The sequence below is a fragment of the Psychrobacter cibarius genome (assembly GCA_030686115.1).
Taxonomy (GTDB): domain Bacteria; phylum Pseudomonadota; class Gammaproteobacteria; order Pseudomonadales; family Moraxellaceae; genus Psychrobacter; species Psychrobacter cibarius_C.
Window position 1 is genome coordinate 1269000 of the sequence record CP131612.1, and the last position, 24065, is coordinate 1293064.

General features: G+C 43.7%; 18 protein-coding genes. 14 read left to right on the plus strand and 4 right to left on the minus strand.

Annotated features, from left to right (window positions below; all coding sequences use genetic code 11):
• Positions 1-472 precede the first annotated feature (472 nt).
• From aceE to Q6344_05400, 3 genes are all read left to right on the plus strand, one after another.
• Positions 473-3286 (plus strand): pyruvate dehydrogenase (acetyl-transferring), homodimeric type, encoded by a 2814-nt coding sequence (gene aceE / locus Q6344_05390; GenBank protein WLG14771.1) that lies wholly within the window; start codon positions 473-475, stop codon positions 3284-3286.
• A 25-nt stretch (positions 3287-3311) separates the two neighbouring features.
• Positions 3312-5048 carry a 2-oxo acid dehydrogenase subunit E2 gene (locus Q6344_05395; GenBank protein WLG14772.1) on the plus strand — a complete coding sequence of 579 codons (1737 nt, stop codon included), beginning with the start codon at positions 3312-3314 and terminating at the stop codon, positions 5046-5048.
• Between the two features lie 169 nt (positions 5049-5217).
• Positions 5218-5970, plus strand: a complete 753-nt coding sequence (locus tag Q6344_05400; protein ID WLG14773.1) for an IS5 family transposase — start codon at positions 5218-5220, stop codon at positions 5968-5970.
• Between the two features lie 166 nt (positions 5971-6136).
• Here the strand turns inward: Q6344_05400 and Q6344_05405 are convergent, their stop codons facing one another.
• Positions 6137-6778, minus strand: coding sequence for an OmpW family outer membrane protein (locus Q6344_05405; protein WLG14774.1), 642 nt, complete (start codon positions 6776-6778; stop codon positions 6137-6139).
• Positions 6779-7619: 841 nt separating this feature from the next.
• Between Q6344_05405 and Q6344_05410 the strand changes: the two genes are divergently transcribed.
• On the plus strand, positions 7620-8603 hold the full coding sequence (locus Q6344_05410) for an ion transporter (protein ID WLG14775.1): 984 nt from the start codon (positions 7620-7622) through the stop codon (positions 8601-8603).
• A gap of 113 nt (positions 8604-8716) precedes the next feature.
• Here Q6344_05410 and Q6344_05415 read toward each other — a convergent pair whose 3' ends face one another.
• The 3 genes from Q6344_05415 to Q6344_05425 form a co-directional block, all read right to left on the minus strand.
• A complete protein-coding gene (locus Q6344_05415; GenBank protein ID WLG14776.1) occupies positions 8717-9364 on the minus strand; it encodes a TerD family protein in 648 nt (215 codons plus the stop codon).
• An 88-nt stretch (positions 9365-9452) separates the two neighbouring features.
• On the minus strand, positions 9453-10571 hold the full coding sequence (locus tag Q6344_05420; GenBank protein WLG14777.1) for a WYL domain-containing protein: 1119 nt from the start codon (positions 10569-10571) through the stop codon (positions 9453-9455).
• A 165-nt stretch (positions 10572-10736) separates the two neighbouring features.
• Complete coding sequence (locus Q6344_05425; GenBank protein WLG15149.1) at positions 10737-13592, minus strand: ATP-binding protein; 2856 nt, start codon at positions 13590-13592, stop codon at positions 10737-10739.
• 339 nt (positions 13593-13931) lie between these two features.
• Here Q6344_05425 and rsmG point away from each other — a divergent pair, with 339 nt between their 5' ends.
• The 10 genes from rsmG to Q6344_05475 all read left to right on the plus strand — a co-directional run bounded on the left by rsmG (position 13932) and on the right by Q6344_05475 (position 24055).
• Complete coding sequence (gene rsmG / locus Q6344_05430; protein WLG14778.1) at positions 13932-14648, plus strand: 16S rRNA (guanine(527)-N(7))-methyltransferase RsmG; 717 nt, start codon at positions 13932-13934, stop codon at positions 14646-14648.
• A gap of 397 nt (positions 14649-15045) precedes the next feature.
• Positions 15046-15825: a ParA family protein gene (locus Q6344_05435; protein WLG14779.1), complete on the plus strand. Its 780-nt coding sequence runs from the start codon at positions 15046-15048 to the stop codon at positions 15823-15825.
• Between the two features lie 157 nt (positions 15826-15982).
• Positions 15983-17128 (plus strand): ParB/RepB/Spo0J family partition protein, encoded by a 1146-nt coding sequence (locus Q6344_05440; protein WLG14780.1) that lies wholly within the window; start codon positions 15983-15985, stop codon positions 17126-17128.
• A gap of 85 nt (positions 17129-17213) precedes the next feature.
• Positions 17214-17948: a MotA/TolQ/ExbB proton channel family protein gene (locus Q6344_05445; protein WLG14781.1), complete on the plus strand. Its 735-nt coding sequence runs from the start codon at positions 17214-17216 to the stop codon at positions 17946-17948.
• An 86-nt stretch (positions 17949-18034) separates the two neighbouring features.
• Positions 18035-18466, plus strand: a complete 432-nt coding sequence (locus tag Q6344_05450; protein WLG14782.1) for a biopolymer transporter ExbD — start codon at positions 18035-18037, stop codon at positions 18464-18466.
• A 94-nt stretch (positions 18467-18560) separates the two neighbouring features.
• Entirely contained in the window at positions 18561-20348 is a 1788-nt protein-coding gene (gene msbA / locus Q6344_05455) for a lipid A export permease/ATP-binding protein MsbA (GenBank protein WLG14783.1), read from the plus strand.
• A gap of 87 nt (positions 20349-20435) precedes the next feature.
• Positions 20436-21581, plus strand: a complete 1146-nt coding sequence (gene lpxK, locus Q6344_05460; GenBank protein WLG14784.1) for a tetraacyldisaccharide 4'-kinase — start codon at positions 20436-20438, stop codon at positions 21579-21581.
• Between the two features lie 37 nt (positions 21582-21618).
• Positions 21619-22431 carry a 3-deoxy-manno-octulosonate cytidylyltransferase gene (gene kdsB, locus Q6344_05465; protein WLG14785.1) on the plus strand — a complete coding sequence of 271 codons (813 nt, stop codon included), beginning with the start codon at positions 21619-21621 and terminating at the stop codon, positions 22429-22431.
• An 84-nt stretch (positions 22432-22515) separates the two neighbouring features.
• Positions 22516-23652: a DNA polymerase III subunit delta' gene (locus Q6344_05470; GenBank protein ID WLG14786.1), complete on the plus strand. Its 1137-nt coding sequence runs from the start codon at positions 22516-22518 to the stop codon at positions 23650-23652.
• 55 nt (positions 23653-23707) lie between these two features.
• Positions 23708-24055, plus strand: coding sequence for a PilZ domain-containing protein (locus Q6344_05475; protein WLG14787.1), 348 nt, complete (start codon positions 23708-23710; stop codon positions 24053-24055).
• Positions 24056-24065 lie beyond the last annotated feature (10 nt).

Below are 24065 nucleotides of genomic sequence, written 5' to 3' on the forward strand. Positions count from 1 at the left end.
CCAGCTACAGTATCTAGTTATAGATGTCAGCTCGTTAGCAAACAATCCTTATATTTCTTTGAAACATTTCTAAAAAAACTAATGATTATTTATTTCAAAAATACTTGTCATATCACCATTTCTTTACAGCTATAAACAACTGCAGCATAAAAGCCTATAATAAAGAGTTATTATCATTTGATAATTGAATATAAAAGTTGGGTTGGCATTTTATTATCTAACCACTTTTAAATACTCAGTTCATATGCGATGGATAGTAGCGCTGTTTTTATTTTGGCTATGTGAGGCTGCTCCAGATGATGAGTCGGTTAAATACTGCTGCATAACCGCACCCTACTATAAATCTCACTTCTTAAAATTAACAAGGAAGTCATTGAGAAAATTATTCCCGCACGACAATATTGAAGTAACACTTTGATTTAATAATATCCTGTTTTCGGGCAGGACTGACTGATAAAAAAGGACAATAGTGATGAATTATTATAAGGATGCTGATAGCACCGAAACCCAAGAGTGGCTGGAAGCGTTTGAATCTGTTATCAAACATGCAGACAAAGATCGTGCTCAGTTTCTGCTAAAAGCTTTATACAATATGGCAGTTCAAGAAGATCTGCCGTTCAATCGTCTTGATACCGCTTATATCAATACCATCGCCGTTGAAGATGAACCGATGTACCCTGGCGACCTAACCATTGAGCGCAAAATTCGTGCTTTGATTCGCTATAACGCATTGGCCATGGTCATGCGCGCGAACAAAAATGACGACGATTTGGGGGGGCATTTAGCGACGTTCGCTTCTAGTGCCACGCTATACGAGACAGGTTTTAACCATTTTTTCCGTGCTGCCAGCGATCATTTCGGTGGTGATATGATTTATTATCAAGGTCACTCAGCACCCGGTATTTATGCGCGTTCTTATTTAGAAGGTCGATTGACCGAAGATCAGCTGGATAATTTCCGTCGTGAAGTCGGCGGCAAAGGCTTATCAAGCTATCCGCATCCGTACCTCATGCCAGATTATTGGCAATTCCCAACCGTATCGATGGGACTTGGTCCGATCATGTCTATCTATCATGCGCATGTACATCGCTATATGGAAAACCGCGGTCTGCTAGAGAAAGAAGGTCGTAAGATTTGGACATTCTTGGGTGATGGTGAGACGGATGAGCCAGAAAGCTTGGGTGCGATTTCTCTCGCTGGTCGTGAAAAGCTAGATAACCTAATCTGGGTCGTCAACTGTAATTTACAGCGTCTTGATGGTCCAGTCCGTGGTAACGGTAAAATTATCCAAGAGCTAGAGTCTGTGTTCCGCGGTGCCGGCTGGCGGGTGATTAAAGTTATCTGGGGTGGTAAATGGGACAGCTTACTTGCCAATGACAAAACGGGCGTGCTCAAACATCGTATGGAAGAAGTGGTCGATGGTGAGTATCAGCTATACGAAGCCCGTACAGCTGAGTTCACTCGCAAAGAGTTCTTTGGTAAATATCCTGAGTTAGAAGAGATGGCTGATGCGCTATCTGATGAGGATATCTCGCGCTTGAATCGTGGTGGTCATGATCCAATGAAAGTGTATGCTGCATTCAGTGAAGCGATGAAAACCAAAGGTCAGCCAACCGTTATTTTAGTCAAAACCGTTAAAGGCTATGGCTTATCGGCTCAAACACAAGCGGTCAATAAATCACATCAGATTAAGAAACTCGATCAAGAAGCGTTGATGTATTTCCGTGATCGCTTTGATTTACCATTTACTGACGAGCAGCTAGAGACGCTACCATTTTATCGCCCTGAAGAAGGTTCAGCGGAGATGAAGTACCTTAAAGGTCGCCGCGAAGCGCTAGGTGGTCATTTGCCAAATCGCCGCAGTGGTCATATCCCATTGAATATTCCTGAATTGTCGATGTTTGATCGGGTATTAAAAGGCAGCAATGGTAAAGAGCAGTCGACGACCATGGTATTCGTACGCTTGTTGTCAGCCATGCTCAAAAACAAAGACATCCAAGATCGCGTCGTGCCGATTGTACCTGATGAAGCGCGTACTTTTGGTTTAGAAGGTATGTTCCGTCAGTTGGGCATCTACTCAGCTGTTGGTCAAAAATATACGCCAGAAGACAGTGAAGCTTTGATGGGGTATAAAGAAGCCATCGACGGTCACATGTTAGAAGAAGGTATCAACGAAGCAGGCGCAATGAGTACGTGGATTGCGCTTGCAACCAGTTATTCTGTGAACGCGCTACCGATGATTCCGATGTATATCTACTATTCGATGTTTGGTTTCCAGCGTGTGGGTGATTTGGCTTGGGCGGCAGGTGATTGTCAAGCACAAGGTTTCTTATTAGGTGCAACAGCTGGTCGTACCACCTTGAACGGCGAAGGCTTGCAGCATCAAGATGGTCATTCGCAGATTCTATTCAACGTTGTGCCTAACTGTGTGACTTATGATCCTTGCTTCGGTTACGAGCTAGCAGTCGTCATGCATGACGGTCTACGCCGTATGTATGGTGAAGGCGAACGCGTTTATTATTACTTAACACTCATGAATGAAAACTATGAGCAACCTGAGATGCCAGAAGGTGCCGAAGAAGGCATCAAGCGCGGTATGTATTTGCTTGAAGACAATGGTTCAACCCAAGTGCAGCTATTAGGATCTGGCGTTATTTTACGTGAAGTACAAAAAGCGGCGCAGATTCTAAAAGATGAGTTCAATATCACCTCCAACGTCTGGAGCGTGACCAGCTTTAACGAGTTGACTCGTGACGGCATGGTCTGTGATGACTACAACCGCTTGCATCCAATGGATGAAGAGCGGGTGCCATGGGTGACTGAGCAGTTAGCGCCGCATGAAGGTATCGTCGTCGCTGCGACGGATTATATGCGCAATTATTCGGAGCAAATCCGTGCTTGGTTGCCAGATAATCGTCCTTATACTACGCTAGGCACAGATGGCTACGGTCGTTCTGATACCCGTGAAAATTTGCGTAGTTTCTTCAACGTTGATGCGGCTCATATCGTGGTTGCGACGCTCAAACGCCTAGCGGATGAGGGTGAAGTCGAGATGCGTTTGGTGAAAGATGCCATCTCAAGTTTAGGCATCGATGTGGATCAACCACCTGCTTGGCAACAACAGCCTTATTATGATCATTCTCCCGATGCACCAGCACCTGGTAATGTCAATCCAAATCCTGTTCCTGAATTTGTCGCTGAAGATGATGATGAAATCAGTAATGAAGGTCGAGCTGAAGACCAAGCGGATGCGACTTTACTTAATAACGGTGATGTCAAAGAATAATAATCATAAGACTAGGAGATAAATCATGGATATTAAAGCCCCCGATTTGGGTGTTGATAGCGCCGAAGTCAGCGAAATTATGGTAGAAGTGGGTGATGTCATCGCAAAAGATGACAACATCATTCTATTAGAATCTGACAAAGCCTCGGTTGAAGTACCAAGTTCCGCTGCTGGCAAAGTCACCAAAATCAGCGTTGCTGTTGGTGATCAGGTCAGTGAAGGTATGGTGCTTATCGAGCTTGAAAGCGTAGAAGACAGTGCAGAAAGCAATGTAGACACTAAAGAAAATAGCGCTGCTGACGAGAAGCAAAAGGCAGATGAAACGGCTGCTAAGCCAGAAACAAAGGCTGAGCCTGCGGCAACTGAATCAGCCTCGTCTGACTCTAATGACAAGCCTGCGTCTAACGCTGGTAAATCGACCACTCATGCATTGCCAGATTTAGGTGTTGATGAAGCGCAAGTTTCTGAAATCATGGTCAGTGTTGGTGACATCGTGACTGCGGATCAATCAATCCTATTGATTGAATCTGATAAAGCATCGGTAGAAGTACCCGCACCAGTCGCTGGTAAGATTGAAAAAATACTGGTTGAAACAGGTGACATGGTTGCTAATGGTCAAGACTTTATCGTTATCATGAGTAGTGGTACAGATGCTGCTGATGAAAGTGAGTCTACATCAGATAGCGCTGAGCCAAAGCCTTCAGCACCAGCCAAAGCAGAAGAAAAAGCTGCTGCTAAAACAACGGGTGAGCCAAAACAGGCAGAAAAATCTACAACGCCTAATGGGGTCGCTAGTAAGCAAGCTGACAAGTTGACTGAAGCACAGGTCAATGAAAAGTTGGTTGACGTATATGCAGGTCCAGCCGTACGTAAGCTGGCGCGTCAGTTAGGTGTCGATATCACCCAAGTGAATGGTTCGGCGCTGAATGATCGTATCTTAAAGGAAGACTTGTTTGCGCATGTTAAAGAAAGCTTAAGCACTCAAAAAGCGGCACCTGCCAATGGCAATGTAGCCAGCGCTAGCCTGCCAAGCTTACCTAATATGAGCAACATTGAGATTTGGGGTGAAACAACAACCCAAGACCTTAGCCGTCTACAAAAAGTCTCGATACCGCAGCTCAACTACAATACCTTGTTGCCACAAGTGACCCAGTTTGACTTGTCTGATATCACTGAGACAGAAAAACTGCGTGGCGAGCTAAAAGGTAGCATGAAAGCAGAAGGTATCGGCTTCACGATTTTAGCGTTCGTGGTCAAAGCGACGGCCTATGCTTTAACGCAGCATCCACGCTTTAACAGTCATTTAAGCGACGACAATACGCAAGTTATCTTGCGTAAAAGCGTCAATATGGGCATCGCGGTGGCAACGGATGATGGTCTCATCGTACCTGTTATCAAAAATGTGCAGGATAAAGGCTTGAAGCAAATCGCCATTGAAATTGGTGAGCTTGCGGTAAAAGCGCGTGACAAAAAACTCACTACTAAAGATTTGCAAGGCGCAAGCTTTACCATATCAAGCCAAGGCAACTTGGGTGGCACTGCCTTTACGCCATTAGTAAATTGGCCTCAAGTGGGTATTTTAGGTGTGTCTGAGGCAAGCATGCAGCCACGTTGGGATGCTAAGAAGCAAAGCTTTGAGCCGCGTCTCATGTTGCCATTGTCACTGTCTTACGATCACCGTGTGATTAATGGCGCAGATGCTGCCGTATTTACCCGTTATATCGCAACATTGCTGGCTGATCCGCGCCGTATTTTGCTATAAGAATCGTTTGTACTAAAAGGCTCTGAAAAAAGAAGACTGTCTTAGGATGGTCTTTTTTTATGATTAAAATTTGATACTAGGGCGTGTTGAACATTGGGAATAAAACGATGGCAAAAAAATAGCAAACGGTTAGTCTTTAAGTTCTCACACAAAAAAGACCTCGTTTGCTATGCCTCGTACAATGCTCAAAGATCAACACTGGACAAGACTAAGACCTATATTACTAGAACTTAATATCTATGACAAAGGAAATCTTAGACAAACAGTCGAAGGCGTATTATATCGTATGCGTGTTGGCTGTCCTTGGCGTGATCTGCCACCTTACTTTGGTAAGCCTAATACCGTCTACAAGGCTTATCAGCGCTGGTTTCGTAGCAATAAACTGATTGCACTGTTCGCTTTATTAATTAAAGACTCAGACTGTGAATGGGTATTTATCGATGGCACACACATTAAAGCGCATCAGCACAGTAATGGTAGCAATGAGGTGGAACAAGCCATTAGTAAAAGTGTGGCAGGACGCGCCACCAAGATTCATTTAGCGGTTGATGCTCACGGTAATCCTATTACTTTTATCTTATCAGATGGCACGACTCACGATGTAAAGGTAGCACCAGATTTAGTGGATAAGATTAATTTAAGTGGTACAGACATGCTATGTGCCGATAAGGGCTATGATTCTGATCCGCTGCGAGACCATATTGAACAAGCGGGTTGCTTCAATAATATTCCTAGAAAACAGAATACTAAGTTCACCAATAACCATATGGACTGGCACTTGTACAAGGCTCGGCACTTAGTAGAAAATGCTTTTGCTAAGTTAAAAAACTACAGGGCGGTTGCAACTAGATTTGATAAGCTCAAACAAAGTTATGAGAACACAGTGGCTCTCGCTTGTGCCTATATCTGGCTGAAATTATGAATGTTCAACACGCCCTAATAGTCACCAAATTTTTAGCAGTTAATGACTTTAGCACAATCGTTTTTATCTATAATCTTTTTATCTATAATCATTACCGCTTGAGCTTTAAGCACAAAAAAGCCGGCGATTAAGCCAGCTTTTTTTATTCACATTACTTTATGTTATATTAGAAAGTCTTAACAAAAGCAACGCCATATACCCAAGGGCTGATGTCAACTTCACCAAGGTCAATGGTCTCACCATTAGCTTTTACGCTGGCGTCTGTTTTGATGTCCATATAGCGAGCATCAATACGGAAGTATTCAGTTGGGGCAAAAGGTATGTCAAGACCGATGTGACCAGCAACGCCGACGCTATCATCAAGTTCTAATTTTTCGAAAGCATCGCTATAGATTTTTTCTTTAAAGAAAGTTGTATAGTTCACACCAACACCAACAAATGGTTTCACATTCATAGGCATGTTGTAGCCATCGAAGTGATACTGTACCGATAGAGTCGGTGGTAAATGCTGAGTTTTAGCATCGATAGTAGCATCGCCAGCAGTTAAGGTAATGTCATGATGGAATGGTGTAGCCGCTAGTAATTCAATACCAATGTTATTGGCAACGAAATATTCGCCGCTAATGGTTGGTTGGACATCACTGTCTACGTCGACACCAATAGTGCCATCTGCAAGTGTACCGTTATCGCTCTTTGGGTCAACCATGTGAGCACCAGCAGCGACAGACCAAGTACCAGCTGGTACAGCAAATGCTGTGGTCATAGTAAGTGCAGCAGCAGTGGCTAAAACTAGGGATTGTAGTTTCATCATTTGATTCCTTAACGTGATAGAAGATTATCGGTGGCTATCTAACGAGGGATGACATTAGGTACCGATACACAATGTTATGATTATTGACTAACCTGTAACATTACAACGCCATTATAATACAAAACCATATTTACTGTAAGGTTTTAAACGCATATTAATGGCTTTTATGGCATAAATTTACCGTTAAAGGTATATTTGTTGAGGTAATTAAACATTACTTAGGACAGTTAGTATTTGTGAGGCAGGACTTAGATTCTATTATACGATGTTACACAGAGGTGCGGTGCTAGAATTTGGTCGATAGTCAATGATGCTAAACTCTCGCTGATATTTTTAGAATGTTAAAATGTCAAAAGCTTAGAGTCGGTAATGATAGTCTCATTACTTTTCGAATGAATAACGAGAGTGGGAAAAGAGGGGTAATATATTATGCTTGGCTATTGTAGTAATTCTCCTCTACGCTGCACAAACGCACGTTCTGTAACGATATTGGATCGGATGGACTCTTGCTGTCCTGAATGCAACTTATTTTTGCTGCCTGCTCAAGATATCAGTGAGCAATTACGTGCTGATGAACGATTCTTACGCTTCGCTATCATCGCCATTGTGCTGGTACTAATTTTGTTTGCCTACATGTATTATTTAAATTTAGTATAATCATCGATCATGATTCATACTAAATAAGCCAGTCCTTTCATTAGTAATACTCTAAGAGCACTAAATCGCTAAGTAGTGATGGGTATGAAATACTGATGGTGACCGAGCATTAATGTCATATTCTGTGATGACTGCTTTATTATATTAATATAAGACCGGTGTTTCACCGCATAGGGACGGCATGCTATTCCAATCTATACGGCGCTTGCGTCTTTTCGTTTACGATATTCTGCAAAATGATGAGCACGATACGCTGTTTAGCCGTTGCGTTGACTATTTTTTAATATTTTTAATCATGACCAATGTAGCAGCGGTCATTGCTGAGTCGGTTGACAGTTGGTATTACCCTTATCAAGAGTATTTTACTTGGTTTGAAAATTTCTCTATCGTGGTGTTTTCTATTGAGTATTTGCTGCGTTTGTGGAGTGTGGCAGAGGAAAAGCCAGATAACACCACTTGGCGTCAGCGCTGGGAGTGGTTAAAAAGTCCTTCTGCGTTGATTGATTTAGTCGCCATTGCGCCAGCTTTCCTGAATTTCTTTGTTACGATTGATTTACGCTTCTTACGTATTTTACGTTTATTCCGAATTCTCAAACTGACCCGCTATTTTGCTTCGTTACGCATCTTATTGGTGGTCATTAGCAAAGAAAAAGGCTCGTTCCAAGCGGTTATTTTTATCTTAATAATTATGATTGTGACGGCCTCTAGCGGCATTTACTTGGTTGAAAACCACGCCCAGCCAGAAGAATTTGAGTCGATACCTAAAGCGATGTGGTGGGCGGTGGTGACGCTAACGACGGTGGGCTATGGCGATGTTACGCCGATTACCAATGCGGGTAAAATATTGGGTGCGGTTATTACCATATTAGGTGTGGGTCTGGCGGCATTACCTGCAGGTATTTTAGCGACTGGTTTGGCAAATGAGCTTGCTCAGCGCCGTGAAGAGCTTGAACAGGACTTTCGAGCACAGTTGATTGATAGTGATTTTGATTTGGTGAAAAATCAGATGATGATCGATAAAATTCGCCGTGAGCTGGGACTGGATAAAGAGCAGGCGCAAAATATCGTATTACAGGTATTACGCGAACAAGAGCTTGAGCGCCGCGAAAGAGAAGTGGAAGAACGACAAAAGAACTTTTGCCCACATTGCGGTGAACCACTGTAAGTCTTTTATAGTAATTATTTTAGGTTTCAAAAAATGGATATGTAAGAAAAGGGTGCAACGTGATCAGAACGTTGCACCCTTTTTATTAGCAATAAAAGGATAGTTTATGGTATTTAGATAGCTTGTGGAATGGGTAGCGCACGTGCCAATTCATGGGCGACTTGCTGCGCCGCCGTTGCTAAATCTTCGGCAGGAAGGGGTAAGTTTTGCAGTGTGAGATGCCAATCATCCACTTCTCGGCGTAAATGTGCCACCCAAAGCGTCGTGCAATCACGTGGCAGTTGCTTTAGATTGACTTCAAAACATCGATTGCCTTCATCATCGCTTAGATGAATCTCGCCTTTTTTGACTCTTGAAAACGGATGACCGTGGTAAGAGTTGGCTATCATAGCAATGTGGGTGATATGTGCTGGGATTTTATCTAAGTAAAGCCTGATTTGCTCTTGGTCAAGAGGTGCCAAATACATCGCTTGTTCGCCGCGATCTTTGCCATTGAGACTGTCGCCTTGATGTTTCACTGATTCCGCTTTATCGCGCAATTGTTTGAACCAAACGATATCACTGATGGTGCAATTTTCGTCATATAGTACGCAAGCCAAATCAATATCAATAGCGCTCTGGTTTTTTTTAAAGCGCTTAAACATGCCTTTTGGCTCAATCTTGGTAAATTCATAGTTTAGCGCAAAAAATAAGGTTCCAGCATCTAAGCCCAGTCCTCTTAAACTGTCTGACAGTAATGGCAATGAGGCAGTGGTCGGCATAACATTCCTTATCTATTTTCGTTCTTTATTTTTAAATAGTGGTAATCGTCTGAATACGGTTAGATTTGAGCGTCATTACTCGCAGTTGTTATTTATGATCAAAAAACTTATCCAATACGGCTTGATGTAACAATGCTGGTTTGGCATTCAATAAACCATTGCCAAAACCACGCAACCACCAAACCAGTTGCGACGTTAGGTTGACAGTGGCTTGAATGGTCAGCGTGTCATCATCCAACGTAACAGTTTGATCGTCACTGAGCTTGCTTTCAGTCAGGCTTTTGCCCGCTTGTTTGGTGAATTGTAGCTCAATAGCGGTGTTTTTGCCATGATTAGGCAGCTCACCGAATAAGGGATGGCTAAAGCCCATACCACCCGCATCCAAATAAGTATCGAGTTGGAAACTCTCAGGTGTTTGTGCGGCGCTTTCAAGAATGTCAACGCTAGCAAATCGATGTAGGGCAAAGGTACGAATGGTAAAGTTTGGATCATCAGTACGAGTTGCCAGCAGATAAATAATCACACCGCGCTGGATGATAGCGATGGGATTCAAAAGATATTCACTGGCCTGTGATTTATTGCTGCGGGTATAGCTGGCTTTGATTTGTAATTGATAAAATAGCGCATGGTAAATATTGTCTTTGCTATCCAAGTCAATATGCGGCGCGATTAGTGGCTGAGTGGCAGGCTCGATACGCACTCTGTCGATCCATGAATGGGTGACTTTACTGTTTTTTAGCTGCCGCCTTGCCAAGTCAAACCACGGGAATAATTCATCTAAAATAACAGGTGGTAGTAGCTGAGTTAGATTGGCTTCAACCATATTAAAGGCGACTGCTTGCGATAGATTCATGTGCGGTAAGCTTTGGAGTGGCGCGTCATCACGCCAGCGCCAGCCTTGCGGGTTGGCGTTGTTTTTTTCTATGGGAAAGCGTTTTGCCAGCGCATTTAAGTCGCGCTGGACAGTGCGTAGGCTGATGTCAAAGCCTGCCATCATCAGCTGCTCGTAGATATGGGTTGTGCCCACCCAGCGGTTGCGCTGTAGTTGCGATAGCACTTGCCACTGGCGCGCTGTCGTCGCCGCGCCATGGCGATTATCGTTATTATCTTCTGAGACATGACTGTCCGCTGCCGCTACAGTATTAGCTTGCTCAACAGAGCTCGTTTGAGCATGAGAGTGGTCGGCGTCAGTAGAATGTACAGTCATTAAGCGATAACCTTTATGAAATTACGAGTTGGCTTTTGTATAGCTTAGCGGAGTATTAACCATTCATCATCGCAGAAAAGCATCGTAGCGTCTAGGGCATGTCTTAAATTAGCACACTGACTTATTGATTGGTTTTGACAAGGCTAAATTTCACTATAAATCAGCTTATATGGCGTCAATGGGCGTTTTAGTGGCATTGTTATCGATACCTTGATTGATGCTTTGGTTGATACCTTGATCATCATTTATACTGACTTCGTTGTGCTCCGCCTTGTCTTTGTGTTTTTCCTTTTTTCTCTTGTCCCGTTTTTTTTGACGTTTTGCTTTCTGCTTTTTTTTATCTTTCTTTTTGGACTTTTTATCATTAATATCATCGTCATTGTTATCTTGATTTTCATCCCATAACATCAGACGACTTAAAACTTTGCCAAATAACGTGTCTTTACGATAGCGACCTTTCTTGTTCATGGTATCGATAGGTAAACCAGTCATCAGCGTCAAGGCTTCGCTCAGTGTATAGACACCATAAATATGAAATTCGTTCGCTTTGACGGCAGCAATGATGTCGTCACGCAGCATGAGCTGTTTGACATTGGCCATTGGAATGACCACGCCTTGCTGCCCAGTCAATTCTTGCTCGCGGCATGCATCAAAGAATCCGGCGATTTTAGAATTGATGCCACCAACCGCTTGCACTTCGCCCAATTGGTTCATAGAGCCAGTAATGGCAAATGATTGATCAATCGGTACGTTTGCTAAGGCAGATAGCAGCGCACAGCCTTCGCTGACGGTGGCACTATCGCCATCGATGTGGGCGTAGCTTTGCTCAAAAGCGAGCGAGGCGCTAAAGTTGAGCGCATGATGTTGGCTGAATAAGGCGCGCAAATAGCTGGTCATAATCAGCATGCCTTTGGCGTGTAAACTACCGCCCAAATCTACATCACGCTCGATATCGAGAATCTCACCGGTACCGATATTTGGTTGAATGACGGCAGTCAGGCGGGCGGGCATGCCAAACTCGCTATCGGCATAGCTGACCACTGTCAGCGCATTGACTTGTCCGACCGCGCTGCCTGTGGTTTGAATAAGCTGCTGACCGTTTTTTAGCTCATCCCAATAGAGGTCACGCAGGTATCCTGAACGCTCGTCCATATCATCGATGGCTTGTGTGACATGATAGGCATTGACAATGTTTTTTCCGCTTAAATGCGCGTGGCGGTTAGACTCATGCAACAGCTTGATTAATAAATCACTGTGCAAGCTTAAGCGGTCTTGGTCTTCTGCTTGTAAGCTTAAATGCTCAAGTAGGGCAGCTTGCGCGCTACGATCAAACGGATAGAGATTGGCATAGTCAATGATGTCAGCCATTTTCGCGACTAACGCCAATTCATGCTCACTGCTGCGAGGCACATCATCGTGAAAATCTGCACGTACTTTAAATACCGCATCAAACTCAGGCTCAAGCTCTAACAGCTCATAATATAAGTCTGCTTCACCAAGCAAAATCACTTTAACATCAAGGTCAATGGGGGCAGGTGCTAACGATAAGCTACCTGTTAAGGTTAGCATTTGTTCAAGGCTTGAGAGTTTGATTTTGCGTGATTGTAGCGCCCGCTTGAGACCCTGCCAAGCATACGGATGCTCAAGTAAGTGACTCGCTTCTAATAGTAAATAACCACCATTGGCACGGTGTAGAGCACCTGCTCGAATCATACTGACATCAGTGGTGACCGTGCCCAATTGGGTGATTTGCTCGACATGACCCAATAAGTTCAAATGCGTTGGCAAGTCTTCAAAGATGACGGGTGCACCGTCGTCCGGCATGTGACTGACAATGACGTTGACCGCATAGCGACTTGGGGTTGTGGCCAAAACTGCTGTCACAAACTCTTCGTCATCGCCATTGACGATGCGCTCGACATGCGTAACCATGTCGGCAAATACGGTCTTGAGATAATCAATGACCAGCGGGTGACTGGCAAATTGCTCATAAACAGGGGCAAATAAAGGTTGCAGTGCACGACGTGCAATATTGCGATGCAGGGCTTCTATCGCATTATTGGCTTCGTCTTCTAACTGCTCTAACGCGATGGTCAACTGACTTAAGCGTTTTTGCATATGGTTTTTTTGAACAAAGTTATTTAACTCAGCTTCGTATTCACTATTGCCGTATTCAGTATTGCTTTCATTCTGCTCTGCATTCGTAGGATCGTTATACTCGGTGCTAGAAATGCTCGCTTTGCTACTATTATCGCTCACGGATTTATTTTTATGGCTAGCAGATAATTTATCATCACCACCACTAGTTTCTGTCGCGAGTTGACTGGGATGTACAAACACTGCTTTATTATCAAAGGAGCGAAACGTCAACGCCAAATCATATTGTTTGCCTTCTGCATTGAGCACATCATAAGCCTGACTTTCTTTTTGATGTGTGTCATTTTTGATGGCTTCGATTTTGCTTTGATATTGGTCACTACGAAAGCGTTGGCTCAATCGTTTTTTGGCTTGTTGCCATAATTGATTGACTTGCTGCTGCAATAAGGAGGCTTGCCCCGCAGGTAGTCGCAGCGCTAAAGGGGTACGTGGATCGGTAAAATTATGCACATATACCCAGTCGTCAGGTGTGGGTGCATCGGCGGCAATACGCGTTAGCAAGCGGCTGATGACGGTGCGTTTGCCCAAGCCATTTTCACCAGCCGCAAACACATGATAGCCACTGGCTTTGATATCTAAAGCTGTTTGTAAGGCTTTTAGTGCACGCTGCTGACCAAAGCCAACGTCTAGATCTGGTGCCGTGCGAGTATCCGAGGGTAATTCATCAGGGTCGCTATAGCGTTTTAGTTGCTCAGCGGTGACAAGGCAGCGCTGCTTGATATCAATAAAGCATGGATGCGGTGCATTCGGTGTTGCTGATTTGGTGCTTTTTAATTCAATGATGGGTGTTGCCATATTATTAGCGTCTTTTTTATTAGCGTCTCTTGATAATTGAGAGGTAGGGATGTGTGGCTGTTCGGTCATAGGCATAAAGTATATCGTTTGTAGAAAGTGGCGTGGTAATATTGATTGTTGTGCTAAATTTTTAGTACTGAGCTTGATTATTAATACAGATATTTTACAAGATATAGCCATGCTTTAGATAAATCATTAAAAGCAGTTTTGTATCATTAGCAAGGTCTGTTAAAAATGTATGGATAAGCAATCATTCACTATCATTTAGGACGATCAAAGAACAATAACGCCTCAATATAGGCTCAGATAGTATAAGATGTCTCACATTGGCGCAATCTGCAACTATTCAATGGGCAGACTGCATGATAAAATAGACGGTTCACATGTCAAAACTGGATAACTCGTTGTATGTCAGACTTTACTAAAACATCTTCATCTTCTGCTCACACGGGCAATATCCGTATTGATCCGACTGGCTTTGTAAAGCTTGGCGCACAGTTGCCAGCGCTGGCGAATACCTTGGCACAAGCAGTCAATGAGCTCAAGTTATCCTTGAGTGAGACGCAGCAGCGCACATTATTATTGTACTTAGACCAGCTTTTGTTGTGGAATAAAGCGTATAATCTGACCGCCATCACTGATCCAGAAGAGGCTTTGATCAAACATATAATCGATTGTTTGGCTATTATAACGCATTTACCGTCAGGGTCACTGTTAGATATTGGCACAGGGGCAGGGATGCCAGCGGTTATCATCGCGATTTGTCAGCCAGAGCGTCAATGCACCGCACTTGATAGTAATCAGAAAAAAATTCGTTTTATTAAGCAAATCAGCAGCGAGCTTGGCTTGAATAATATGCAGCCAATCGCTTCTCGTATCGAGGCGCATGAAGCCAGCTATGACGTTGTGACTTCTAGAGCCTTTGCCAGTTTGATCGATTTTGTCGAAGTGGCTCAGCCGCGCTTAGCAGAAACAGGTTACCTATGCGCGATGAAAGGCAAAGCACCAAGTGATGAAGAACTACAAGCACTAGACAATGACTGGCATATTAAGACGATTAAGCTTAAAGTGCCTCGTTTACATGATAGTCGTCATTTAATTGAATTGTCCTATAAAAATGTCTAAGCTATGAACACCTTTTAAATGATACGTGTCGGTGACACATAGTTTTGTTGATATCTGAATGGCAAGATATTCAAAATATGGTGATACAGATAGTGCTAATTGTATAGAGATACTCGTACTGTTTACACTTATGAGTAGGGCGTGTCTTCATTTCAAAAATGGAGATAAAAATGAGATAAATTGCCGTCAAACAAGAAAAATAGCGTAGATAATATCGGGATATTAACAAGCTATTTGACGATGTTTGGCAATATTTATCCATTTTTAGCCCATTTAGATGACTATTGAGTGAATTAAAGACACGCCCTATGATGCTATGCAAAGTTTAGCGAAAAATTGATTGTGTAAGCCAAAAGTAAAATAACAGTAATAGACCCTAATTAAATTGAGTGAGTGTATGGAAATCATAGCAATTGCGAATCAAAAAGGCGGCGTGGGTAAAACCACGACGGCAGTAAATTTGACCGCCAGCTTGGCTGCGAAGCGCAAGCATGTACTGCTGATTGACTTAGACCCACAGGGTAATGCGACAAGTGGTACAGGTGTGGACAAAAACGAGCTAGCCCTGACGATAGCAGATGTGTTGCTTGATGGAATATCGCTATCTGATGCTATTATTACCAGTCCAGCAGGGTTTGATGTGATCGGTGCCAATCGTGATTTGGCTGGCATGGATATCACCCTAATGAATAAGACCAATAGTCATGAGCTGCTTAAAACAGCAATGGTGGCATTGGTCAATGATCAGATAGCTGCTAAAAAACCTGCTTACGATTATGTGGTTATAGACTGTGCACCCAGTTTGAATTTGTTGACGATTAATGCGTTAGTTGCTACAGATAGCGTTATTATTCCGATGCAGTGTGAATACTATGCACTAGAAGGCTTGGCTGATTTGTCGCAGACGATTGAGCGCTTGACGGAATTGAATCCAAAGCTATATATCCGCGGCGTGGTGAGAACATTATTTGATGCACGCAATACACTGGCTCGCGACGTGTCTGCCGAGCTGGAAGCACACTTTGGCGATATTATGTATAAAACTCATATTCCAAGAAATATTCGCTTGGCAGAAGCGCCAGCACATGGTTTGCCAGTTATCGCTTATGAGAGATGGTCAAAAGGTGCGCGCGCTTATCAAAAATTGGCGGCTGAAATCATGAAACAAAGTGACTAATATGCATGCATGTATGCATGTTTTTTAGCACCAATGATAGACTGCAAGCAAAAGCGTGCAAACAGATATTGAACATTGAATATTGTATTTATGAGTAATGAGTAAGCTGTATTAATAATTATTTGGCTTTTATTTTAGCGTTAGAGGATAGGTAATCATGGCGAAGAAAAGAGGGTTGGCTGCCAATCGAGGCTTAGATGCCTTATTGGGGTCAATCAAAAAAGAAAAGCAAATCACCGCCTCTGCCTTGCAAGACGACATGGCGGCGCGTGAGAGTACTTTGCCAGCTGAAACGATAAACGCTGATAGGTTAGATATTAGCACGCCCGCTCAATCTGATAATAAAAAGACCAGTGAAAAACCAACGACCAAACCTATTGCCTCTGACACCACTGCCAGCAGTCGAACCACACGGTCGCCGCGCACGATGAATAAAGGTACGGCTAATAAAAGTCGTGTTAATGGAACAGATTCCATTGCCTCTGAAGACCAGATCAGTTTGGTGCAAATAGATGTCACGCGTTTGCAAGCGGGTAAGTATCAGCCGCGCCGTGATATGAGTGAAACGGCGCTTGCAGAGCTGGCTTCTTCGATTGAGCAGCATGGCGTTATGCAACCGATCGTTATCCGTCCGTTATTGGCCAATGAAGACAAGAGTGAAGCATTCGTTACCCATGAGATCATCGCTGGTGAGCGCCGCTGGCGTGCGGCAAAAATGGCAGGTAAAGCCGTTATTCCAGCGATTGAACGTGCTTTATCTGATGAGCTTGCCATCGCACTGGCCTTGATTGAAAATATCCAGCGTGAAGACTTGTCTGTGATTGAGCAGGCCGCTGCATTACAACGCTTTCATACTGAATTTGGTATGAGTCATGCGATGATTGCCGAAGTCGTTGGCAAGGCGCGCACCACCGTATCAAACCTGCTGCGCCTCAATCAGCTGCATGATACAGTTAAAGACCATTTGGCAAATAGCGCCCTAGATATGGGTCATGCGCGCACGCTCTTGGCATTATCCTCTGAGCAGCAGCCGATTATCGCGCAAAAAATTATCGATGGCGGTATGACGGTACGCGACGCTGAAAAGTTGGTTAAATCGATCTTGCAGCCTGCACCGAAAGCCAATCGTGCTGAGCAAACGCAATCTCGTGAGGTTGAGCGCTTGACGCAAAGACTGACAGATATGTTAGGGGCTGAAGTCAAACTCAAACACAAAAAAGATGGTCAAGGTAGTGTTGAGATATTTTTCCATAACCAAGATCAGTTAGCAGCTTTGATTAAGCACATAGAATCACAGGCTTGATATCGCTAACGAGTTTGTCATGATGCTGTAAATTTAAGATATTTTGATAACCGCTATTTTTATAAAAATATAAAAGAGAGTCAATATGTGGGAGTTGGTAAAAGCGGGTGGTTGGTTGATGACGCCTATCGTGGTGTGCTCAATATTGGCATTGGTTATCATCATCGAGCGTAGTCATACCTTACAGTTTAATAAAGTTGCTCCGAGTAGATTGCGCGAACAGCTAATCACGCGCTTACGTGAGAATGGGGATATTGGTCGTACACAGTTGATGAATGTCAAAGAAAAAACACCTTTGGGAGATATTTTAGCGACAGGGCTACTGTATCGTCAATATGGCTTAGACTCGATGACGATGCATATGCAAAACCGCGCTAGCGTACAAGTGCATCAGTTAGAAAAAAACATCAATATGCTTGGGACCATAGGGGCGATTGCGCCACTACTGGGGTTGTTAGGCACGGTGTTAGGCATTATTTCGTCATTTTTGGCGATTACCGATGGGGCGATGCAAGACCCAACGATGCTTGCTGCTGGTGTGTCACAAGCGTTGATTACGACTGCTGCTGGTATGATCGTGGCTATTCCAGCACTGGTTGCCTATCGTTATTTTCAGCGCCGTATTATCGATATTAATGCCCAATTTGAGACGCAAGCGGGACTCATGATTCAAGAGTTGTATGATTATCATTTGCTGGAAAATACATCTACTGCTGGATTGAATGTGCCTGCACATCGTGCGCCATCGGCTGACGTTGTAGATAATGAGTATGCAGTGGATGGATTAAGCTCAAATAATGGTGTTGCTGTCACTTCTTAGCATTTATTTCTTAGTATTTGTGACTGTTCAACACGCTATAATAATCCATCAAGCACATGAGTATTCAGTAAATTAAAGAGAGTGATATGCGCTTTAGAAAACCGACTGTTGAGCCGCTCGAAATTAACTTGACCCCGATGATTGATTGCTTGTTGTTTTTGATTGTGTTTTTGCTGCTGGCAACGTCGTTTAATCATTTTAGTCGTTTAAATATTATTCTTCCTGAAGCTGAAGGTGTCGCGCTGACAGAAGAGAAAAACAGTATCGAAGTGGCGGTACAAGAAGATGGCAGTTATCTGGTGAACGGTATTACGCTTGCTAGTAGCAATGAGGCAGAGTTGACCAGTATGCTACAACAAGAAGCTGGTAGTAATCGTGACATGCTATTTGTTATTGCTGCGGATGCCAATGCCACCCATCAATCGGTTGTGCGAGTGATGGATATTGCGGGTAAACTGGGATTTTTGAATCTTAATATCAGTACGGTCGTGCCACTTGGTCAGCCGTTACCGCAGTAGCCTATAGCTACTTTAATGCCATTGATAGATGCTCTTATAAAACTGTGATTTTAACGCAGTCCATTCATATGATGACCCCCAAATTGAGGCTTTTATGAGCCAAGCATATCAACCTGACTCTGCAAAAACTGCTGCTAAAAAACTATCAGCAGAGCCGTCAAACATACCTAAACATAAGACCTTGCTGCGTTTGTTGAGTTATTTAAAACCATACTGGTGGGCATTAATGCTTACTGTTTTGGGCTTTGCAATTAATGCGGCGACAGAGATTTGGATTGCCAAATTACTTCAATACATTACCGATGCCATTAATCAGAACGATCAAAGCAAACAGGATTTATTTCCATTATTAATCATTGGTCTGTTTTTTGTCCGCGGTGTTGGTAGCTTTTTGGGTAATTATTATTCTGCTCTGGTCTCACGTAATTTGGTATATGAGCTGCGAGTGGAAGTCTTTAATAAATTGCTTCGTCTGCCAAGCTCTTTTTACTTAGCCAATCCTGCTGGTACCATTTCATCCAAGCTGATATTTGATGTTGAGCAAGTCACCGCCGCTAGTACAGACTCTATGAAGACGCTACTGCGTGATGGTCTGACAGTCGTCGCCTTGATAGGTTTCTTGCTTTATAGCAATTGGCGTTTGACGTTGATTTTATTCGTTGTACTACCGCCAATATTGTGGCTTATTCGCATCGCCTCAAAGCGTTATCTAAAGTTGTCTAAGGGTATTCAAGAGACGATGGGTGATGTCAGCCATATTACCAATGAAGTGATTGGTGGCTATCAGGTTGTCAAAAACTATGGTGGTCAAGCATACGAAGCCGCACGCTTCGATAAAACATCGAAAAAGAACTTACGCCAAGGCATGAAGGTCGTGGTAACCAACAGTATCAATACGCCAGCAGTACAGCTGCTAATGGCTATAGCCATGTCAGTTGTGGTGTGGCTCGCACTACGCCCATCGGTGATAGACAATATCTCAGCGGGTGAGTTTATCTCATATATCGCGGCTGCAGGTTTGCTCAGCAAGCCGGTACGCTCATTGACTGACATCAATCAAAAACTGCAAAAAGGTATCGCGGCAGGTGAGTCTATTTTTGCCTTGTTAGATGAGCCAGAAGAAACAGATACTGGTGTGCTTAGCCCTGCTCTGACGGGCGAAATCAAGCTGGACAATGTCAGTCTGGTTTATCCTGATTCAACGGTCGCTTTGCGTGACTTTACGTTAGATGTAAGAGCGGGTGAGACGGTTGCATTGGTAGGGCGAAGTGGTGCTGGTAAATCCTCTTTAGTAAATTTATTGACGCGCACCTTATCGACCTCTTCTGGGCAAATTACCTTGGATGGTATACCGATTGAAGACATTAAGCTTGAGAGCTTACGGGCGCAGATTGCGATGGTCAATCAACAAGTAGTCCTGTTCAATACCACGGTATTTAACAATATTGCTTATGGTGGCTTAGCCAATAAAACCCAAGCGGAGGTTGAGCGTGCCGCAAAAGATGCCTTTGCTCATGATTTTATTATGAAAATGCCAAATGGCTATCAAAGTGAAATTGGTGCTGAAGGTTTGCAGCTGTCTGGCGGGCAGCGTCAGCGCTTATCGATTGCTCGTGCGCTATTAAAAGATGCACCAATTTTAATTTTAGATGAAGCAACCAGTGCGTTAGACAATGAATCAGAGTATTACATTCAGCAAGCGCTTGATAATGTGATGAAAGATCGTACCACGTTAGTCATTGCACATCGACTGACCACCATTGAATCAGCCGATCGTATCGCCGTATTAGACAGCGGTCAAATCGTTGAGTTAGGCACGCACGATGAGCTTATGCAATTGCAAGGTCATTATGCGCAAATGTATGAACGCGACTTTGAATAAAATTATTGGACTATTTTTTTGAGCAGCTCTGACGTTCAAATCGTGCTAAGTTAAAGTTTAGCTGAATAGGTAAGTGGTCAAATTATCATGAGTATTGAAACGACAGTGACGCGTGCCTGGCAACGTCAAGCCGCTTGGCTATGGCTATTGCTACCTATTAGTTGGTTGTACGGACTTATCACCACGCTGCGTCGTCAAGCTTATAAAGCTGGGCTGTTAGCAAGTTATCGTGCGCCTGTTCCCGTTATGGTGATCGGCAATATTAGCGTGGGCGGTAGTGGAAAAACACCATTGATTATTGCTTTGGTTGATTATCTACAAGAACGCGGAATAAAGGTAGGGGTTATCAGCCGTGGTTACGGTGGCGACACCAGTCAAATGCCCGCTTTGGTCGATGCCGCCAGTTTGCCCAATGTGGTAGGGGATGAGCCTTGTTTGATTGTTAATATGACAAATGCACCCATGGCAGTATGTCCTGATCGTAAGCAAGCAATTATGACCTTGTTAGCTGCCCATCCTGACTTGCAATTCATTATTGCCGACGATGGCTTGCAGCATTATGCACTGCAACGTGACATTGAATGGATTGTGGTCGATTCAGCACGGGGCTTTGGTAATCAGCAACTCCTGCCAACAGGGTTTTTACGTGAACCCATGTCGCGGTTGCAGGGTGCAACTGTCATCTACCATGAACCACTAACAACAGATTCAGTGGACAAGAATAAAAATAATAGCAATCTGTACCGAGCCCATCGTTTGACAATGCACTTAGAGGCGGATGCTCTGCAACTCTTATGGCAACCTACTTTATCTTATTCTCAAATTGATATGCCTAAAAAAGGTTGTAGAGTGCATGCGGTGAGCGGTATTGGTTATCCGCAGCGGTTTTTTGATACTTTAAATTCGCTTGGCTTCGATGTCGTTGGACATGCTTATCCTGATCATTATGATTTTGAGTTGGCGGAATTATTGCTGTATACCGAATATCCAATCGTAGTCACCAGTAAAGATGCGGTAAAAATGAGAGCGTTGCTATCGAAAGCCACTACTGATGAAGCGTTAAATGATGAGTATCAAACGCTGATAAACAGACTATGGGTGCTGCCAGTAACTGCCGAACTCTCTGACAGCTGTTATGATAATCTGCAGCAGCAGCTAAAAAAGCTAGGTATTGATATCGCAAACAATGACAATAACAGTACCAATAATAATACTAAAGCAAATAATAGATGATGCTTTAAACCGTATAAAAATTGCTATAGGAAACCCCATGTCGTCAGTGATTATGCCCGCCAAAACTCATATTGTTATCCCTGCTCGTCTTAAGAGCACAAGGCTGCCTGGCAAGCCATTATTAGAAATACATGGTAAGCCGATGATTCTTTGGGTTGCTGAAAAGGCGCAAACAGCGCACTTCGCTGATGATATGTGTATTGCCACAGATGATGACGATATTGCCAAGATATGCATAGATGCAGGGTTTGATGTGGTGATGACCAGTAGCGAGCATGCTTCAGGCACTGACCGTTTGGCAGAAGTTGCCGCCATCAAAGGGTGGGCTGACCATGATATCGTGGTCAACATGCAAGGCGATGAACCGTTAGTACCACCGTTATTATTGGAGCAGGTAAAGGCGCTTTTGGTCGCAGACAGTGATAGCGTGATGGCGACTTTGTGTGAGCCTATCGATGACTATGAGACCTTTATGCGTCCATCAGTGGTTAAGGTTGTCAGTCAACACGCTAATGACTTGCAACGTGCGCTTTATTTTAGCCGAGCACCCATTCCTTGCGACCGTGATGTCGTATTGTCCGATGGCGATCATAGAAACCCACCAAAAAATGCTTATCGTCATTTAGGGTTATATGCTTATCGCGTCCGTTTATTACAGCAGTTTGTGCATTGGCCGCAAACGCCACTTGAGAGACTTGAGAGCCTAGAGCAGTTACGCGTTTTAGAAAATGGAGCGCAGATTGCTATTGCAGTTGCCGCTTGTCAGCTACCTGCAGGGGTCGATACCCAAGAAGATTTAGACCGCTTAAATGCGATGAGCTTGAGTGAATTTCAGAGCCCCACTGGATAAATAGCCTAAGCAAAAATATTTCATCTAAAGCGTCATGAACACGCTATATCCTGAATAATCAAGCGAAGTGATAGGACGTTAGCTATGAGTGATAAGACGCAAAATACAGGCACAATGGATAGCACAGACCACATATATTTTGCCGCGTTATTGCCATGGCAGCAAAATCTGTGGTCGCAATTGACCAAGCGAGTTTTGACATCACAGCAATCTTTGCCACATGCACTATTAGCTGCTGGTATGCAAGGTATGGGCAAACGGGCTTTTGTATGGCGTTTGGTCGCTTGGTTGTTATGCCGTGAGCGTGATAGCCATCCCACAGGGGCTTGCGGCGCGTGTGAAAGTTGCCAATGGCTAAGGTCTGGCACGCATCCAAGCTTACAGGTATTGCCACTGATCAGTATGCCAATCAGTGCAGACAATGCTGATAATAAAGAGAAATTAAGTAACGCTGCAAAGGATAAAAAATCACCCAAAACAGCCAATAACAGTGCTCTTAAGATTAAAGTGGATGATATCCGTAACTTGCAGCCTTTTATCTACCAAGGTGGTCAAGGGATGCGTATCTGTGTGTTAGAGCATGCAGAGAAAATGACGATTGCCGCAGCCAACGCGCTACTCAAAACCTTGGAAGAACCACAAGCTCAAGTCCATTTATTTTTGATCAGCGATACTCCAGCACAATTACTGCCCACCATTAAAAGTCGGGTGCAGCAGTTGCCATTACAGACCATTCAGTCTGTAATCGCCGTTGACTATGTGACACAGGCACTTGGCTCTACGGTCAATCGTGAAGCGGTCGGAACGGCTGCGATTGAGCAGCTTATCCAATTGGCAAATGGCGCACCTTTGGCAGCGATAGCCATGGCACAAGCGCCATGGTATAGCAAACGTGCATTATGGTTGACGACGTGGCAGGCATTGCGTAGTGGTAAACGTAGTAGTGTGGCAGCCAGTGACTATTGGCAAAACCAACTGAGTATCACAGAATTTATTCAGCTGTCTGAGCTGATGCTACTTGATATGCGCCGTGTTTGCTTAGGGCTGAATGAGCTTCAAAAAGACGTCAATCTATCCGCTGCCTTAGAAAAGTATCCACCTGATAATAATGGCCTCGCACTTTTTTCTAATAGCTTACAGCAGACAAAAATCGCTCTGCAACAAAATGTGCAAGAAAAATTTGCCTATGATAAGCTAATGCAAGAATTGGCTTGTTTATAAGAAAATCTGCCTTGATAGCAAATAAAAATACCAAACTTAATGAAGGAAGCTGACTATGGCCATGCCAGGACGCGGCGGGATATTAACCTGCCACATTGAAAATATCGAAATGTTATATGCCAGCTACTTGTCCTTTGTCAGTAATGGCGCATTATTTGTGCCATCCAATGACGCTCAGCAGCTAGGTAACGAGGTATTTATCGCCATCACTTTACCCAATTCTAGCGAGCGTTTGCCTATGAATGGCAAAGTGGTTTGGATTAACGCCAAAACTCAAGGTGGTCGACCGGCAGGTTTTGCGGTACAGATTGGAACTGATATTGCAGGTCAAAGAATTAAAAACGAAGTTGAGCGATTATTGGCGGGTAAAATAGATGGTTTGCAGTCCACCTATACCATGTAATTGTACTTGT